Annotated in this window: 14 protein-coding genes, 1 pseudogene and 1 riboswitch; of the genes and pseudogenes, 4 read left to right on the top strand and 11 right to left on the bottom strand. The window is 50.1% G+C overall.

Annotation, left to right across the window (positions count from 1 at the left end; translation table 11 throughout):
* Nucleotides 1-12: 12 nt before the first annotated feature.
* Nucleotides 13-513 (top strand): DUF2529 family protein, encoded by a 501-nt coding sequence (locus ERX35_RS06775; RefSeq protein ID WP_149459166.1) that lies wholly within the window; start codon nucleotides 13-15, stop codon nucleotides 511-513.
* Between the two features lie 390 nt (nucleotides 514-903).
* On the opposite strand, the gene ERX35_RS06780 is transcribed toward ERX35_RS06775, so the two are convergent.
* The 6 genes from ERX35_RS06780 to ERX35_RS06805 all read right to left on the bottom strand — a co-directional run bounded on the left by ERX35_RS06780 (nucleotide 904) and on the right by ERX35_RS06805 (nucleotide 8,491).
* Nucleotides 904-2,499, bottom strand: a complete 1,596-nt coding sequence (locus ERX35_RS06780) for a CTP synthase (RefSeq protein WP_149459167.1) — start codon at nucleotides 2,497-2,499, stop codon at nucleotides 904-906.
* Nucleotides 2,500-2,644: 145 nt separating this feature from the next.
* Nucleotides 2,645-3,175, bottom strand: a complete 531-nt coding sequence (gene rpoE, locus ERX35_RS06785) for a DNA-directed RNA polymerase subunit delta (protein ID WP_149459168.1) — start codon at nucleotides 3,173-3,175, stop codon at nucleotides 2,645-2,647.
* 86 nt (nucleotides 3,176-3,261) lie between these two features.
* Complete coding sequence (locus tag ERX35_RS06790) at nucleotides 3,262-4,386, bottom strand: acyl-CoA dehydrogenase (RefSeq protein WP_149459169.1); 1,125 nt, start codon at nucleotides 4,384-4,386, stop codon at nucleotides 3,262-3,264.
* A gap of 60 nt (nucleotides 4,387-4,446) precedes the next feature.
* Nucleotides 4,447-5,256: a GNAT family N-acetyltransferase gene (locus ERX35_RS06795; RefSeq protein ID WP_425463261.1), complete on the bottom strand. Its 810-nt coding sequence runs from the start codon at nucleotides 5,254-5,256 to the stop codon at nucleotides 4,447-4,449.
* Complete coding sequence (locus ERX35_RS06800) at nucleotides 5,253-6,431, bottom strand: acetyl-CoA C-acetyltransferase (protein ID WP_149459171.1); 1,179 nt, start codon at nucleotides 6,429-6,431, stop codon at nucleotides 5,253-5,255. Before ERX35_RS06800 ends, ERX35_RS06795 begins: the two co-directional genes overlap by 4 nt.
* A gap of 2 nt (nucleotides 6,432-6,433) precedes the next feature.
* Nucleotides 6,434-8,491: a (Fe-S)-binding protein gene (locus ERX35_RS06805; RefSeq protein ID WP_149459172.1), complete on the bottom strand. Its 2,058-nt coding sequence runs from the start codon at nucleotides 8,489-8,491 to the stop codon at nucleotides 6,434-6,436.
* 294 nt (nucleotides 8,492-8,785) lie between these two features.
* On the opposite strand from ERX35_RS06805, the gene coaW reads away from it, so the two are divergent.
* Nucleotides 8,786-9,604, top strand: coding sequence for a type II pantothenate kinase (coaW, locus tag ERX35_RS06810; protein ID WP_149459173.1), 819 nt, complete (start codon nucleotides 8,786-8,788; stop codon nucleotides 9,602-9,604).
* A gap of 504 nt (nucleotides 9,605-10,108) precedes the next feature.
* Here the strand turns inward: coaW and ldmS are convergent.
* The 5 genes from ldmS to ERX35_RS06835 all read right to left on the bottom strand — a co-directional run bounded on the left by ldmS (nucleotide 10,109) and on the right by ERX35_RS06835 (nucleotide 15,695).
* Entirely contained in the window at nucleotides 10,109-11,284 is a 1,176-nt protein-coding gene (gene ldmS, locus ERX35_RS06815) for an L-aspartate--L-methionine ligase LdmS (protein WP_149459174.1), read from the bottom strand.
* Nucleotides 11,285-11,288: 4 nt separating this feature from the next.
* A complete protein-coding gene (locus tag ERX35_RS06820; RefSeq protein ID WP_149459320.1) occupies nucleotides 11,289-12,488 on the bottom strand; it encodes a M20 family metallopeptidase in 1,200 nt (399 codons plus the stop codon).
* 75 nt (nucleotides 12,489-12,563) lie between these two features.
* Nucleotides 12,564-12,662: riboswitch (SAM riboswitch) on the bottom strand.
* Between the two features lie 75 nt (nucleotides 12,663-12,737).
* A complete protein-coding gene (locus ERX35_RS06825; protein ID WP_149459175.1) occupies nucleotides 12,738-14,390 on the bottom strand; it encodes a sensor histidine kinase in 1,653 nt (550 codons plus the stop codon).
* Nucleotides 14,387-15,055 carry a response regulator transcription factor gene (locus tag ERX35_RS06830; protein WP_149459176.1) on the bottom strand — a complete coding sequence of 223 codons (669 nt, stop codon included), beginning with the start codon at nucleotides 15,053-15,055 and terminating at the stop codon, nucleotides 14,387-14,389. Before ERX35_RS06830 ends, ERX35_RS06825 begins: the two co-directional genes overlap by 4 nt.
* 97 nt (nucleotides 15,056-15,152) lie before the next feature.
* Entirely contained in the window at nucleotides 15,153-15,695 is a 543-nt protein-coding gene (locus ERX35_RS06835; protein WP_149459177.1) for a GrpB family protein, read from the bottom strand.
* Between the two features lie 172 nt (nucleotides 15,696-15,867).
* Between ERX35_RS06835 and ERX35_RS11585 the strand changes: the two are divergent.
* A pseudogene (locus tag ERX35_RS11585) lies at nucleotides 15,868-16,413 on the top strand (methyltransferase domain-containing protein); the annotation flags it as partial.
* Between the two features lie 45 nt (nucleotides 16,414-16,458).
* Nucleotides 16,459-17,364: a PLP-dependent cysteine synthase family protein gene (locus ERX35_RS11590; RefSeq protein WP_246143140.1), complete on the top strand. Its 906-nt coding sequence runs from the start codon at nucleotides 16,459-16,461 to the stop codon at nucleotides 17,362-17,364.
* Nucleotides 17,365-17,375: the final 11 nt, after the last annotated feature.

Consider the following 17,375-nt stretch of genomic DNA (forward strand, 5'->3'; position numbering starts at 1 on the left):
AGAAGGATTAAAATGTTAAAGATATTCAATACGCAGCTGAACGGTATATTCAAAAAAATCGACGCCCAGGAAACAGAGATTGACATCGCCTCGCGTCTCCTCGCCCAGGCGGTCGTCGGTGAAGGCAGAATTTTTGTCAAAGGCTTCGGTGACTTGAGATACTTCGAAGATTTCATCGTTGAAAGCGAAGAAAGCCTGTTCGGCGCTGAGAAAATGATCACGGAGTCCGTGCTTGACCGTACTGACCGCGTGCTCTTAATGGCAGATACATATGACGACGCCGTTATCGAATACATTAAAGACCTTGACGAGTTCGACATCGATTATGTGCTCGTCTGCAATAAAGACGAACGCATCAACAGCATGAACTTCATCGATCTGTCAACGCCGCGTGCGCTCGTGCCGATGGAAGACTTCAGCCGTATTATCAAGCCCCACTTAATGGCGATGAACTACATCTACTACGCTATCTATGCCGGAATGAAAGAACTGCTGGAAGAAGAGACAGACTGATTGATCGTTTGAAGACCAAAATTCAGGTGATGACCACCGAACTCGAGGAGAAGTGGCCTTCAGGAGCCGTTTGAAGGCCAAAATTCAGGTGTTGACCGCCGAACTCGAGGAGAAGTGGCCTTCAGGAGCTGTTTGAAGGCCAAAATTCAGGTGTTGACCGCCGAACTCGAGGAAAAGTGGCCTTCAGGAGCCGTTTGAAGGCCAAAATTCAGGTGTTGACCGCCGAACTCGGGGAGAAGTGGCCTTCAGGAGCCGTTTGAAGGCCAAAATTCAGGTGTTGACCGCCGAACTCGGGGAGAAGTGGCCTTCAGGAGCCGTTTGAAGGCCACTTCCCACTTCTCCAAGCTTCATTCATACATAAAAGCCGCTCATGATGAGCGGCTTTTATTATTAGTTAAGCGTTGCTTCGATAAATCCTCTGAATAATTTCTGTGGTCTTGTCGGACGTGATAGGAATTCCGGGTGGAACTGACATGCGACAAACCATTTATGGTCCGGAATTTCGACGATTTCAACGAGTCGGCCGTCAGGAGATGTGCCAGAGAACACCAGTCCTTTAGCTTCCAGATGCTGACGGAATTCATTGTTGAACTCATAACGGTGACGGTGGCGTTCTTCTACTAAAGCTTCACCATAAGCTTCATGGGCTTTTGTGCCTTCAACAAGCTGACATGGGTATAAGCCAAGACGTAATGTGCCGCCGAGATCAACGACATCTTTCTGGTCAGGCAGCAGCGCGATGACCGGGTACGGCGTGTTCGGATCAAGCTCTGCTGAATGCGCGCCTTCAAGGCCGACGACATTACGTGCGAACTCAACAGTCGCGAGCTGCATACCTAAGCAGATGCCGAGGAACGGAATGTTGTTTTCACGCGCATACTGCGTCGCTAAAATCTTGCCTTCAATACCGCGCTCACCAAAGCCACCTGGAATTAAAATACCGTCGACGTCTTTCAGTTCATCTTTGAAGTTCGTGACATCTAAATGCTCTGAATTGATCCATTTGATCTCTACTTCTTTGCCGAACTCATAACCTGCGTGCTTCAATGCTTCCGCTACTGACAAGTAAGCATCCTGCAGCGCGACATATTTACCGACTAACGCGATGCGCGTTTTACCGTTTAAGTTACGTACAGTCTCAAGTAATTTTGTCCATTCAGTCAGTTCTGCTTCTTCTGCAGCTTCAAGACCAAGGCGGTTGATGACGATATCATCCATTTTCTGTTCTTTGAGTGCAAGCGGCACTTGATACAATGTGTCAGCGTCACGGCATTCAATGACTGACTTTTTGTCGATGTCACAGAACAAGGCAATTTTATCGCGTAAGTCCTGCGTCATTTCGTATTCTGTACGGACGACGATCATGTCCGGCTGGATACCGAGGCCGCGCAGTTCTTTCACACTATGCTGCGTCGGTTTCGTCTTCATTTCTCCCGCTGCCTTGATATACGGCAGCAGCGTGCAGTGAATGTACATCACATTTTCGCGGCCGAGGTCGCTTTTAATCTGACGGATGGACTCTAAAAATGGCAGTGATTCAATATCACCTGTCGTCCCGCCGATTTCAGTGATGACGACGTCTGCCTTCGTGCTCTCACCGGCAAGCAGCAGACGTGATTTGATTTCATTCGTAATGTGCGGGATGACCTGCACTGTACCGCCTAAATAGTCGCCGCGGCGCTCTTTCTTCAGCACGTGGGAATAAACTTTACCCGCTGTCACGTTGGAATACTGATTCAAGTTAATATCGATGAAACGCTCATAGTGCCCAAGGTCAAGGTCTGTCTCCGCGCCGTCATCAGTGACGAACACTTCGCCGTGCTGATACGGGCTCATCGTACCCGGGTCAACGTTCAAATACGGGTCAAATTTCTGGATGGTGACGTTCAGCCCACGGTCTTTCAATAATCGCCCTAAGCTCGCTGCAGTAATCCCTTTACCTAACGACGAAACAACGCCGCCAGTCACAAATATAAATTTAGTCATTACGTTCCTCCTGAATAAAAAAATAAAAAACGCTCCTTTTGCATATCGCAAAGGGAGCGTATCGGTTTATACATTTGTCCTAATTAAAGGAGCCCAAGTAAAATAATAATCACTTTTCAATCAAATGTCAACATAGAGAAGAAACTTATTCCTCTTCTTCCTCGTAGTCTTCATAGTCTTCTTCGTCTTCATCCTCGTCGAACTCTTCATCTTCTACAACAAGACCTGCTGTATCGATCTCGTCTTCCACTTCTTCATCTTCAGGGTCTTCAAGGTTCTCCTCGTCAGCGCCGCCCTGGACCACAAGATCCAGGTCGTCTTCTACTTCTTCTTCTCCGAGAAGAACGATGTTCGCATCATCTTCGTCCTCATCAAGAACATCAAACTTCTGAACAGTCGGCGCGATTTTCTCTTCGATATCATCGACAGAGTACCAGTCGCGGAGCCCCCATAAGTTTTCGCCGGTTGACAGGAAACGGCCGTCTGTATTTAAGTCTGTGTAGAACTGCAGTACACGCGTTTCGATTTCTTCGTCGTTGTAACCGCCGATTTTCTTGAATTCATCTATCATATCGTACAGGCCGGTATCTTTGCCTTGTTCGCTTAAATAAAGGTAGGCAAGGTCAATGAATGAATTTTCGTTCATCATTTCTTTTGTATATTCACTGATTTTCATTAATGTTCGTCCTTTCAGCTCGTTCAGTCGATTGTTATTCACAGTTCATCATATCAAGAACCCGACTGTTTTTCCAGTAAATTCTGCTAGTGCATGAGCTGTCTTGAAATGACGAGCCGCTGAATCTGCTGCGTCCCTTCGTAAATCTGCGTAATCTTCGCGTCACGCATAATGCGCTCCACCGGATAATCCGTCGTATAGCCGTTGCCGCCGAATATTTGCACCGCATCAACCGCCGCTTTCATCGCTATGTCCCCTGCCAGCAGTTTCGCCATGCTGCTCATCATCGTGCTCGGCCGGCCCTCAGACAAATACCAGGCGGCCTGCCGCGTCACTAATCGTGCAGCTTGTATTTCTGCTGCCATATCCGAAAGCATAAAGCCGATACCTTGATGCAGAATGATCTTTTTGCCGAACGTGCTGCGCGTGTTGGCATAGTCGAGCGCATGGTCAAGCGCGCTTTGAGCAATACCGACTGCCTGCGAGGCAATGCCCATACGGCCGCCGTCCAGAGCTGCCATCGCCACTTTGAAGCCCTCGCCCGCTTCCCCGAGCACGTGGTCATCACTAACAAAGACGTCATCAAAAATGATTTCTGTCGTCGCCGATGACCGAAGCCCGAGCTTGTCTTCCTTCTTGCCGACCGTAAATCCCGGCAGCTCTTTATCAACGACAAAGCACGTCATGCCATCGTCCGTCCGAGCGAATACGATGTAAATATCTGCATGACCGCCGGATGTGATCCAAGTCTTCGTGCCGTTCAGTATGTAACCCGAGTCGACAGCACGTGCCGTCAGTTTCATCGCCTGGACATCGCTGCCGGCGTCAGGCTCACTGAGTGCATAAGCTGCAAGATAGTCCCCGCTTGTCAGCTTCGGCAAATACCGCGTCTTCAAGAATTCTGAGCCGAAGCGGTAGATCGGCACGCAGCCGAGCGAGACATGTACAGACAGTGTGACACCGATTGAAGGGTCGACTCTCGACAGCTCCTCGAGACAGATGGAATAGCTCAAGTAATCCATTCCGGCGCCCCCATATGTTTCAGGAATGACGATTCCCGTCAGTCCGAGCTCACCCATCGCTGTAAACAGCGCGCGGTCAAACCGCGCTTCTTTGTCACGCTCTTTTACGCTCGGTGCAATCTGCTCAAGCGCAAATTCCCGCACCATTTTTCTGAGCATCTGCTGCTCATCAGTCAAATTAAAATCCATTCCCCTTACCCCTTTGTGCATGAAAACAGCTGAACCATTCATGGATCCAGCTGCATCATTTTAATATTGGATTAATTTTGTCAGTACGTCCGGCTCCTGCTGGTCCATATGAACAAAATTAGCATTCAAGTACTCATCCGGCTCAGCTGTCTTGACGACGAGCTTGAGGACATCCGGTTCATTTTTGCGCACGAATGTCGAGAGCTGACGGAGGGCGCTTTCCCTTACCGCGGCGTCATCCGCTTCAAACGTTATGATATAAGCAGTGTCCCCTTGAACATCAAGCTTGATGCGACCTACTGCTGTGCCGTCTTTTTCAAGCGCGATGTCACCGTGCTGCTGCACTAAGCGCAGTTTAGAGACATACTTCCCTTCAAGGTCGAGATAATACAGCCGCTCTTTACCGAGCGGTCCTTCAGGATTCGTCGCGAGATGCAGGAATCCTGCACGCTCGTATAAGTTCCACGCTGCCTGATTCTCAGCGTCGACAACTAAATACAAGTCTTCAAAATCCGGGAACACCGTCTGCACGAATGAAGGGATGTTCATCATAATCTCCGTGCCGTAGCCTGACCCTTGAAGCTTCGCATTGATGGACAGACTTCTGACATACACTGCATTAATCGGTGTATCATACCCTTCATGCTGATAAAACTGATGCAGCACGAAGAAGCCGACGACCTGTCCTTCTTTATTAAGCACGATGCACGGACGTCTGTTCGGGTCCATCAGCCCTTCGTCCAGCACTTCTTTCGGTAGTGATGAATAGATGAGCTGACGCTCTTCCAGTTCAAATGCTTCCAGCTGTTCGCGGTATCTCTCATTGTATTGTACGATATCAATCTGCGATCCTTTATATTCCACTGTTATACCTCCAGGAGAACAGCATCCCCCTGACCACCGCCACTGCATATCGCTGCGATTCCTTTTCCTCCGCCTGCACGTTTTAAGCTGTGAATCAACGTCAGAATAATACGGGCACCGCTCGCACCGATCGGGTGGCCGAGAGCTACTGCCCCGCCATTTTGATTTATTTTTTCTGATGGTAGTTGTGCAATGTGCTGACTGGCAAGTGCGACCGCGCTGAATGCTTCGTTCATCTCAAAGAGCGTGATATCATCTGCCGTGAGCTGCTGTTCTTCAAGGAGCTTATTGATGACGAGTCCCGGCGTTTCAGGGAAGCGCTCCGGCGCAACGCCGATTTCACTGTGGGCGATGAGCGTCGCAAGGACGTCCAGCCCTTCAGCTGCTGCGCGTTCTTTCGTCATTAAGATCAGTACGCAGGCACCGTCGTTAATGCCCGGTGCGTTCCCGGCAGTCACCGTGCCGCCTTCTCTGACGAACGCAGGCTTCAGTGCCGCGAGCTTGTCGACCGTCGTATCACGGCGCGGCGCTTCGTCCTTATCGACGATAACGGTCTCTTTACGTCCTTTCACTTCAACCGGAGTGATCTCATCATCGAACAGTCCGGCATCAATCGCCGCCACGGCCTTCTGATGAGAATCAAAGCTGAACTGGTCCTGAGCTGCGCGTGACAAGTTGAACTTCGCTGCCGTCTTGTCGCCGTAGACACCCATATGACCGCCTGTGAAGCTGCATGTCAAGCCGTCGTAGATGAGGCCGTCAATAAATTCGACGTTCCCCATCATCTTGCCGGAGCGCATATCCTTTGAATAAAAGACGGCGTTTGACATCGACTCCATGCCGCCTGCAACAACGGCCTCGTAATGGCCGAGCTTCAGCTGGTCCATCGCGTGAGACACCGCGCGCATACCTGATGCACATACTTTGTTGATCGTCTCCGTATGCACATGAAATGGAATACCGGCATGATGCTGCGCCTGGCGTGACGGCAGCTGGCCCTGGCCGGCCTGCAGCACGTTGCCCATAATGACCGCATCCACTTTGTCAGGTTCAAGACTGATACTGTCTAAAGCCCCTTTGATGGCGATGCCACCGAGTTCTCCCGCGGTCTTCGTTTTCAGGCTTCCACCGAGCTTACCAAATGGTGTTCTCTTGCCAGCAACTATTACTACCTCAGTCATCTTTACACTACCCCTTTTTTTATGGAATCATTCAATAACTCTGCTAAATCTTTCGTCGCGACGTGGTCGTTCACTTCAAGCGCCTTTGTCCCGTCTGAAATCATCGTCAGACAGAACGGACAGGCTGTGGCGATCGTTGTCGCACCGGTTGTGAGCGCCTGCTCCGTCCGGTTGATGTTGACGCGTTCCCCTTCTTCCTCCGTCCACATCATGCCGCCGCCCGCGCCGCAGCACATGGCATCTTGACGATTGCGCTTGATCTCGACGACATCTGCACCGAGCGCATTGAGCAGCTGGCGCGGTGCGCTGTAAATGTCGTTGTAGCGGCCGAGATAACATGAATCATGATACGTGATTGTCTCGTCAAGCGTCTCGGTCGGCTGCAGCCGCCCTGCTGCGACAAGTTCCGCCAGCAGCTCGGTATGATGCTTCACTTCAATGTCGAGTCCGAAGTCCGGATATTCATTTTTAAACGTATGATAGGCGTGCGGGTCGATTGTGACCAACTTCTTCGCACCGGTCTTCTCGATGTCTTTCACGTTCTTGTCGGCAAGCTCCTGGAACAGAAACTCATTGCCGAGCCTGCGCACCGTGTCACCGGAATTCCGCTCTTTATTGCCGAGAATCGCAAATGTGACGTCTGCTTTATTCAGCAGCTCACAGAAGCTCGCGGCAATTTTCTGCGACCGTTTGTCAAATGCGCCCATGGACGACACCCAGAACAAGTACTCAAACGGCGTGTCCCCTAGTTCTTTCACCGTCGGAATAGTGATGTCCGGATAATCGTCACGCCACTTTTCCTTATCTTTCTTGTTCAGTCCCCACGGGTTGCCCTGCCGCTCAATGTTCTGCATGGCACGCTGTGCGTCGGGCTTCATGCGGCCTTCTGTCATGACGAGATAGCGGCGCATATCGATGATCTTATCGACATGTTCATTCATCACCGGGCACTGGTCTTCACAGTTCCGGCACGTCGTGCACGCCCATAGTTCATCTTCTGTTATGACGTCACCGACCATCGCCGGATGATACAGCTCTACAGGACTGCTGCTTAGTGCGAGCTGATTGCCGAGCGTCCCGGCGAAGAGCGGTGCCGGCACCCACGGCGACTTGCTCGTGACGGCGGCACCGGTCAGCGTCAAATGGTCGCGCAGCTTCGTGATGATGTGCATCGGCGACAAAGTTTTGCCGGTGATGGACGCCGGACACATATTCGTGCAGCGGCCGCATTCGACGCAGGCATATAAGTCGAGCAGCTGCTTGTCGGTAAACTGGTCGATCTGTGATACACCGAACGCCGGTGCTTCTTCATCCACCTCTTCAAAGTTGACGGTGTCAAGCTTACCGGTCGGCCGCGTGCGGTTCAAATAGACGTTGGCCGGCCCCGCGATTAAATGGGCGTGTTTGGACTGCGGCACGTAGACAAGGAATGCCAGCAGGAATAATAAGTGCAGCCACCAGAACAGAAAGAACAGCGGTGCAGCAGCCGGCTGAATGAACCGGAAGACAGCTGCAATCGCTGACGCAATCGGTTCCGACCACACGCCGCTCTCACCATGCCAGAGCAGCTGCATCGCGTTTGCAAACAGCACCGACAGCATCAGGCCGCCGATAAAGATCAGCACAAGCCCTGCCTTCCAGCCTCGCTTCAGGCGTGCCAGCTGTTCAATGTAACGTCGATAGAACGCCCAGACTACTGCGACAAGTATCATCAACGTCACAAGCTCCTGGAAAAATGTGAACAGCGGATACACCGGTCCGAACGGCAGATGTTTCCCGGGCAATAATCCTTTAATGATCAGATCAATCGCCCCGAACTGCACGAGCAGAAAGCCGTAGAAAAACATGACATGAATCGTCCCGGACTTTTTATCTTTCAGCAGCTTCTTCTGGCCGAACACATTGACGAGCACTTTATGAATCCGTTCATCACGCGCGGCATTGAACTCATGCTTTTTGCCGAGCTTGATGAACTGATAGCGCGTCCTCACTAAATATATAAACAAATAAACCGCATAGCCTGTCACAGCTAGAAATAACAGCCAGTTCAAATAAATCAACCTACTACCCCCTTGACCCCTTTGCGTTCATTCTACATAATGAATGAACGTTCAGTCAACAATAATCTGAAAATTCTTACGGTTATTACGGCAGGACGCGCGAAATAAATGCAGATGATAATAAAAATTATTTAAAAAACTTGAAAATGCATTTAAATCATTATTGTTTACTGTTATAATGAATGTACCTAGGCAACTCAGAAAAGGAACGGGACTGCACCCGTTCCTTTTTTTATTGTACAGCGGGATATGAGAGGCTAGAATAGAGCTATCACAACAGAACGAGGTAATGACATGAAAATTGGTATTGATGCAGGTGGCACATTAATTAAAATTGCGGTTGAGGACCAGGGGCAGCTCACGTTCAAAAAGCAGCCTTCTACTGAGATTACAGAAGTCGCAGCATGGCTTGCAGCACTGCCGGATGCTGACGTTGCACTGACCGGCGGCAAGGCGACTTATCTGCAGTCACTCATTCCGCAGCAGGCGTTTCAGTCGATTGAGTTTGACGCGACGTTCAGAGGCATCCAGAGTTTTCTTGAGCAGCATGACATCGCGCTTGCTGACTATATATTTGCCAACGTCGGCACCGGCACATCCATTCACTTTGTCGACGGTGAGAATCAGCTGCGTGCAGGCGGTACTGGTGCAGGCGGCGGCATGATCCAAGGTTTAAGTTATTTATTGACCGGCATCACTGACTTCAGTGAAGTGACGTCACGTGCGGCAGCAGGCGACCGTGAGAAGATCGACTTGAAAGTCAAACATATTTATAAAGGGGATAAGACGCCGATTCCGGGTGATTTGACAGCTGCGAACTTCGGTAATGTGCTCCACAATATGCATGACATGACATTCACAGCTGATGACAAGCTGGCAGCAGTCATGGGTGTCGTCGGTGAAACAGTGACAACAATTTCTATTCATGCAGCCCGTGAATTCAAGACAGAGCATGTCGTCTATATCGGCTCCTCATTTTTAGGCAACGCCCTGCTGCGCGAAGTCGTCATGGACTACACTGTTCTCCGCGGCTTTAAACCTTATTTCATCGAAAATGGTGAATTCTCAGGCGCCGTCGGAACGATGCGTCTAATGGAAGCAGCTGCCCGTTAATCATAGTGCGGCCGTCAGCTTATTACTCAGTCTGACAGTCTTCTCCTGAATTTTGGCCTTCAAACGGCTGCTGAAGGCCACTTCTCACTCAGTCTGACGGTCTTCTCCTGAATTTTGGCCTTCAAACGGCTCCTGAAGGCCACTTCTCACTCAGTCTGACGGTCTTCTCCTGAATTTTGGCCTTCAAACCGCTCCTGAAGGCCACTTTTCACTTAGTCTTACAGTCTTCTCCTGAATTTTGGCCTTCAAACGGCTCCTGAAGGCCACTTTTCACTTAGTCTGACGGTCTTCTCCTGAATTTTGGCCTTCAAACCGCTCCTGAAGGCCACTTTTCACTCAATCTGACGATCTTCTCCTGAATTTTGGCCTTCAAACCGCTCCTGAAGGCCACTTTTCACTTAGTCTGACGATCTTCTCCTGAATTTTGGCCTTCAAACGGCTGCCGTCTTTCACTTCAAGCCAAAAAAATCCCGCAGTTGACTAAAGTCAGCTGCGGGATTTCCATTATGAGTTAAAAGCAGCCAATGCTGCATCTTTTGCTGCCACTTCTTCTTTTGTGCCGTGCCATATGCCGACGAAGCGCGATATCGTCTGATCTTTGCTGTAGAAATCGCCGTCATAATAAGCGAGCGGGAACAGCTGACCGGATTTTACTTCCTGCATAATGCGGTCATAGAACTTACTGTTCTCGATATTGGAATAATAGCCGAGGAATTTCTTGTGTTCTCCTGCCAGTAAATCATTAATCAGCAGCAATGACGTTGAGCCATTCTGACGGAAATTCAAGTCGATTGCATAAACATGGTCCTTGTCATCCAGCAGCAGATCGAATCCTGCGATGCCGCGGTAACCTGCGTCAACGCCGTTCTGCATAATTTCCTGCCCGGCTTTAATGACGTGCTCCGGCACATGCTCTGCCGTCGTGTTGCCTTTATATTTCCCATATTCATCTGTATTCTGGATTGAGGCACCTAAGTACTTCATCCCCAGTTCATCACTGTAAGCATACTGCACGCAGTAGTTGGCAGTCGTCTGAATGAAATCTTCGATGATGAAATCACTCGCGCCTTCTGCTTCCCCGATGCGCTGCAATGCTTTTTTCAAATCCTTATCATTATAACAGATCATCACGCCGTAACCGCCTGCTGTCGGGTGGTCGTCCGCCGGCTTCAGTACATACGGGAATTCCCAGTCACGAAGTTTGTCGGCCAGCACTTTGACATTCACTACTTCACGGTGCGGCAGAAATTTACCTTTCGTCCATTCCGCTAGACGCATCTTGTTGTTCAGTGCGATGAACGTCGCACGGTCTACATATGACGTCTCAGAATTCACATATTCTGCTTCATGGGTATATTGAAAGAAAATCTTTTCTCCGTTGTTCTCTGCTTCTCTGAGCCGCGCATTATAAGAAGCTTCATCCGTATAACTGCGGAAGTTCTCCGGCATAGCGATACCGGCTGCTTCAAATAAGGCGCGTGATTTGTCGCCGACTGCTGCTTCGTGGACAATGACCGGCATATCAGCGATCAGCAGTTCACGGGCTGTCAGCATATTGGATTGATGTCCTTCAGTCGTCAGCCATGGATTTTTGCCGAACGACGGGCGGGACGTAAAAACTACATGATCACCATATAGTTTGTGTAGTGTCAGCGGTAGTTTCGCAGCGAAATTGTTCATTAATTTACCCCTTCAGATGTTGATGCAGCTCCTTGATTTCGTCAAGGACAGCTGGTTGTGTGATTAGCTCAACTGCCATTGTCGCCATTATACGGGCACCCTGCAGCAGCGCGCGGTCGCCTTCAGCACTTGCTGCGGCCTGCTCAAATTCATACGTATGCCCGATCAATGTGGACGGACCGATCTTAAGGTGCGGGTGAATCGTCGGAATGACATGGCTCACATTTCCGGTGTCCGTAGACCCAAAGCCAAAGTCATCGTGCTGAATCACTTCGCCGTGAAGCGCAGCATGCCGTTCAAACAGATCATCCAGACGGTCATTCACTATAAATTCATCGACACCGTTTTGAATATGATTCAGTCTGTACTGACCACCGGCCATCTCCGCGGCACCTGCTGCGATGCGTTCCACTTTCTCTGTCAGCCCGTTTAAATCACGACGGCTGAGCGCGCGCGTATAAAATCTTGCTTTCGTATAATCCGGTACAATATTGGCACTTGCGCCACCATTTAATATAATACCATGAACTTTGTCTTTTGGTTTAATATGTTGTCGCAATTGTCCGACACCATTGAAAAAGCTGATCATCATGTCGAGCGCGTTGACGCCGTTGAAGGCATTCTCTGAGGCATGAGCACTTCTGCCGAAAAACTCGACTTCAAATACATCGACGGCAAGTGTCGGCACTGTGCGGTATGATTCATGTCCCGGATGGACCATGAGCGCGACGTCACAGTCATCAAACAGGCCGGCTTTGACATAAGTCGCTTTCGCGCTGCCGTTCACGCCGCCTTCTTCTGCCGGTGTGCCGAATACTTTGATGACGCCGCCGATGTCATCGATCACGGTCTTCAGTGCCAAAGCGGCAAGGACACTGCTCGTGCCGATAATATTATGGCCGCATGCGTGTCCAAGGTCAGGCAGCGCATCATATTCCGCTAAAAACGCGATGACCGGCCCTTGCTGCGCCGCTTTATAAGTCGCGATGAAACCGGTCGGATGGCCTGCGATGTCACGGACAACGTCAAATCCGTTTCTTTCCAGCAGCTCTGACAGCTGCTCCTGCGCGAAGTACTCTTCGTTGCCGAGCTCCGGCCGTGCATGGATGGCATGGCTGATCTTAATAATGTCGTCTTCATGTGCTGCGATATAGCGGGTGATGCTTTCTGTATAGGCGATTGCTGCCGTTGAATTAGTTGTCATGGTTTCATTTCCTTCCTGTTCCACTCATTCAAGAAAACAAAAGAGACATCCCTGTCAGATAAGGAATGCCTCTTCTTCTTATCTTCCAGCTGCTGCTGGTAGGAATTAGCACCTTGCCGTAAGGTAGGTTGCTGGACGTCATTGGGCCGTTCCCTCGATCCGTCTTGATAAGTGATTGAATTGTTATTGAACACTATACAATTGTTTGCTGGAAACGTCAACCTATTATTGACTGAAAATTCATTTATTTCACGTCTCATTAAGCGGCAGATAAATTCTGAACTGTGTCCCTGCGACCGAACTCTCGACTTCTATCCGGCCGTTATGGCTGCGGACAATCTGCTGCGCAACCGCGAGACCGAGGCCGGAGCCGTTAGTGTCAGCGGTCGTATTCGTCCCTCGATAATAATGGTTGAATATATAAGGCAGTTCTTCTTTGTTGATGCCGCTGCCGTTGTCCGCAATCGTGATGACCAGCGCATCGTCCACTGCTGTCGTGTTGAGCCAGACGTCAACATTATCGTTATGTACGAAGGCATTCGATATAATGTTGAGCAGCACCCGCTTCATCCGTTCGCGGTCAATCAACACGACTGCATCCGTCTGATTGACATAGCGCAAGTTCGGCTGATTGTAGTTATCGACAAACTGATTGATATAAGGCACAATAGGCGTTGCTTCCTTATTGAATTCCAGCACATCGCTTTTCAGCTCGTAAGTCATGTTCAAGTCTTTGATCAACGTATCGATGTAGAGCGCTTTATCTTCAATGATCTCGGCAAATCGCTGCCGTTCCTCGCCCGTGATCTCGATGTCGCTTGTCAGCAGTTTGCTGTAGCCGTAAATCGAGCTGAGCGGCGTCTTCAAGTCATGACTGATTCCTGCGATCCATTCCTCACGCAGCTTGCCGATCCGCTTCTGATACGCCTCATCCATCCGGAGTTTCGTCGTCAGCTCTTTAATCGATTCATCGACAGACGTATACATGCGGTACTTTCGGCGCAGACGGCCACGCCGATATACTTTGTCGTTCTCCGGCACTACATAAGTCCCGCTCTGCAGCTGCTTCACCCAGTCGATAAAATGGACGAGCGGCCGTGTCAGCCGGTAGCCGAGAATCAGCGCAAGCGTCAGTATGATACCGAATACGAGGACGGAAAAGCCGAGGTACCACAGCAGGAAATTCTTTATGTCCGACATAAAGGCCTGATCTTTGAACACGCCGTTCTCGTCAAAGATGATCTGCTTGTCGAGCACGCTCGGATTTTTCTGGACGAACAAGTAGTAGCGGCCGTCGCGCAGCGTCTCCCGGATATTGTAGTCATTGAAGTTATCCCCGTTTAAATCTTGGAACCACGCCTTCTCAATAAGCTTCGTCGAGAAATCACCATGGATCTTCTTCAGCTCCGCCGCTCGTGAACTCTGCATGAATAAACCGAGCTCATGCTGATTCATATAGCGCTTCAGCTTGTCGTCCTGCCTTAAGTCAAACAGCTCCGCCGCCTTGACGATCGGCTTCCGGCTGATTAAAACCGCCTGGCGGTCAGGTGTCAGCGACCATGTCGTTATATCTTGAATATAATACCAGTACAGCCCGTGCAGCTGTTCATTGTTCTGGTTGAAGACTTTTAGTGTCCTGCCGTTCTCATCTCTAATAAGCAGCATGCTGTCATTCTTCTTCAGTGCATCCCGGAGCGGCTGCTTGATGGAGATGCCGCCCTTCGTGTTGATCAGTGACTGCATCGTTGACGTCGACTCAGTCGTGAGGTCACCGGTGAGCAGCGTGCCGTCCCAGCGGATGGTCAAATAAATGAAGAGCGCGATGACAGCGACATTGATCAATACATATAATAATAGGAAATAATTGATGAAACGCCATGTGAATTTCCGTCCGATGCTCATTCTTCAATGCCTACTTTTAAAATATAGCCGACACTGCGGACGGTCAGCAGCCGCTTCGGTTCACTCGGATTGTCCTCGAGCTTCTCTCTCAGCTTTCTGACATGGACCATTACTGTGTTCTCATCGACGAAGCGATTTTCCCACACTGCCTCGTAAATCTCTTCTTTCGTCAGCACCCTGTTCTGGTTTTCGTACAAATACTGCATCAGTAAATACTGCTTGCCGGACAGGTGATACGTCCTGCCGTCCACAATCAGCTCTGCTTTCCGCTCATCAAAGAAAAACGCAACATTCCGGTAATCGCGTACATAACGCTGGGCATTCGCTTTGACGCGTGCCGCTAAAATAAGCGGGTTAAAAGGTTTTGTAATATAATCATCTGCGCCTGTAGCGAAGCCTTTCAGCTTGTCGTCGTCAGTGACATTCGCTGAGACATAGAGGATCGGTGCCTTCGAGAAGCTTCTGATCTGCTCAGCAAGCTTATACCCTGAGCCGTCCGGCAGATTGATGTCCAGTATATACGTGTCATGGTGAACGGCCAGCCGGTCTTCCGCTTCCTTGCAGTTCAGCGCGATATTTACTGGCTCAAAGCCTTCTTTCAGCAGAATGAAACGAATCATTTCAGCAATCTCAATCTCATCTTCAATTATCAGGACGCTTGTCATCCTCTCACCTCTTTGCCATTTGTTATAGCATTAAACATGACCGGATTCAATAGCGTCCCTTAATTTTTAAGGAAAATTTAAGAAAAAAGCCCAGCTCTCACGAAATCAGTTCTTTCGGCAGCAACGAATGATTGTTATACCAGGACAATGCTTTCTGCTCCATCACCAGGACGAAAATATTCTTCCCTTCGATATAGGACGCGATATCAAACGGATAGCGCTGTGCAAGCTCGAACTTCAGGGCTTGATAGCGTTCCATCTCACCGCGGAACGTCCGCAAGTAGTCACGAAACGCCAGATGCCGCACGATATTGGCATCTCCTTTTTGGTACACATGAACGTGATGCGTACGGTTGTCACCGCCTTTTTGGAAATAGCGGCGGCCCGGTATGCCGTTCTCACCGTGCACCGTGTAACCGAGCGCTGTGAGACAGTCGGTCAAGTCATCGACCGACGCAAGATCTTTGACGACCGGCATGATATCGATGACCGGTTTCGCCGCCAGCCCCGGCACAGCTGTCGAACCGATATGATGGATGGCCACAAGCTGGTCTTTGAACACGTCGCGGAGCTTCCGTGCTTCTTCAATGTAGAGATGCTGCCATATGCTGTCATAAGGCTCCACTATGACTCTTCTCATCTAACTCCCTCCTTAGAAATCACAATAATCAGACTTCTCTGTTGGAAGTATTATAGTATGATGCCGGCATTTTCACAAATCATTTCATTGTCACTACAAGACATTCATGGTATTATTAATCCCGAGTTAATCAGTAGGAAAAAGAAGAGGTGGCATAATGGCTTTATCTTTTATGGATATTTTTGAGGAATGGGCTGTGAATTATGACGAGGCAGTGAGCGGCCATAATCCAGAGTACAAAGATGTGTTCGAGAACTACACGTTTATGCTGAAGGAAGCAGCAAAGCGCGCTGAAGGACGGACGATTGAATTCGGTCCCGGTACCGGCAATTTGACGCTGCTGCTCCTGAACAAAGGACTGGAAGTGACCGCATACGAACCAAGCCCTGAGATGGCGGCAATCGGCGAGCAGAAGACCGGCCTGTCATTCAAGACAGGTGACTTCCTGCATTTTGATGCGACCGAAGCCGATACGATCATCAGTTCGTTCGCCTTCCATCATCTGACGGACACGGAAAAGTCAGCAGCCATCAAACAGTACGGCACACTGCTCAATGACGGCGGCCGCATCGTCATCCTTGATACGATGTTCAACAGCCGGGACGAGAAACAGCACATCATCCGCCATTACGAGGCGCTCGGCCATCATCATCTGGTCGAGGATTTGAACCGCGAATACTATCCATTGAAAGAGACAATCATGGCCATCGCAAAGCAGCACGGCTTCAACTTTGAGTCGGTGCAGCTGAACAACTTCGCTCATCTGACGGTCCTCACTAAAAAGACATATCACAAGCCTGCTGACTTAACCGGCGGCACACCGCTTGTCGAACTGACAGCATTTGAGCTGCCGGCAGGTGTGCGCCTGTTCGCAAAGCTTGAGATGTACAATCTCGGCGGCTCCGTGAAAGACCGGCTCGGCCGTCATTTGATCGACGAGGCTGTGCGCCGCGGTGACATTAGCACCGGTGAAGTTGTAGAGGCGACTGCCGGCAATACAGGCATCGGCCTCGCTCTCGCCTGCCTCGCGCACGGCTTGAAACTCCGCCTCTATGTTCCTGAGAAATTCAGTATTGAGAAGCAGGCGATCATGCGGGCGCTCGGCGCAGAGCTGATCATGACCGCGACTGCTGACGGTATGCTCGGCGCCCGTGCAGCAGCCGCGGCAGACGCAAAGAGGACCGGCGCCTACTATACGAATCAGTTTGAATCGTCAGCTAATCCCGCAAGTTATGATAAACTGGCAAATGAACTGACCGCTGAACTCGGTGAGGTCGCGATGATTGTTGCCGGTGCAGGCAGCGGCGGGACGTTCACCGGTCTCGCTGAACGGCTGAAGCCAAGAGGTGCGCGCACGGTCGTCGTTGAACCAGTCGGCTCGATCTTAAACGGCGGTGACAGCGGGTCACACCGCACAGAAGGTATCGGTGTGGAAGTATGGCCGAAGTTTATGACACGGGAACTGATTGACGCGATTGAGACCATTACTGATGACGCCGCGTTTGATGCAGTGAAAAAACTGGCACGACGTGAAGGGCTGCTGGTCGGCAGTTCATCGGGCGCTGCACTTGCTGCAGCACTGAACCAGGCACCTTATGTCCAGGGAAATATCGTTGTTATTTTCCCGGATGCAAGCGACCGTTATTTATCACAGCATATATATGATTAAGGAGCGTTATA

It is taken from the genome of Macrococcus equipercicus (genome assembly GCF_004359525.2).
GTDB lineage: Bacteria > Bacillota > Bacilli > Staphylococcales > Staphylococcaceae > Macrococcus > Macrococcus equipercicus.

Excerpts from the sequence above, each read along its gene's own strand:
- ERX35_RS06825 (WP_149459175.1), bottom strand. The coding sequence starts at position 14,390 with ATGAGCATCGGACGGAAATTCACATGGCGTTTCATCAATTATTTCCTA.
- ERX35_RS06820 (WP_149459320.1), bottom strand. The coding sequence starts at position 12,488 with ATGACAACTAATTCAACGGCAGCAATCGCCTATACAGAAAGCATCACC.
- ERX35_RS06790 (WP_149459169.1), bottom strand. The coding sequence starts at position 4,386 with ATGGATTTTAATTTGACTGATGAGCAGCAGATGCTCAGAAAAATGGTG.
- ERX35_RS06775 (WP_149459166.1), top strand. The coding sequence starts at position 13 with ATGTTAAAGATATTCAATACGCAGCTGAACGGTATATTCAAAAAAATC.
- coaW (WP_149459173.1), top strand. The coding sequence starts at position 8,786 with ATGAAAATTGGTATTGATGCAGGTGGCACATTAATTAAAATTGCGGTT.
- ERX35_RS06830 (WP_149459176.1), bottom strand. The coding sequence starts at position 15,055 with ATGACAAGCGTCCTGATAATTGAAGATGAGATTGAGATTGCTGAAATG.
- ldmS (WP_149459174.1), bottom strand. The coding sequence starts at position 11,284 with ATGAACAATTTCGCTGCGAAACTACCGCTGACACTACACAAACTATAT.
- ERX35_RS06800 (WP_149459171.1), bottom strand. The coding sequence starts at position 6,431 with ATGACTGAGGTAGTAATAGTTGCTGGCAAGAGAACACCATTTGGTAAG.
- ERX35_RS06780 (WP_149459167.1), bottom strand. The coding sequence starts at position 2,499 with ATGACTAAATTTATATTTGTGACTGGCGGCGTTGTTTCGTCGTTAGGT.
- rpoE (WP_149459168.1), bottom strand. The coding sequence starts at position 3,175 with ATGAAAATCAGTGAATATACAAAAGAAATGATGAACGAAAATTCATTC.
- ERX35_RS06835 (WP_149459177.1), bottom strand. The coding sequence starts at position 15,695 with ATGAGAAGAGTCATAGTGGAGCCTTATGACAGCATATGGCAGCATCTC.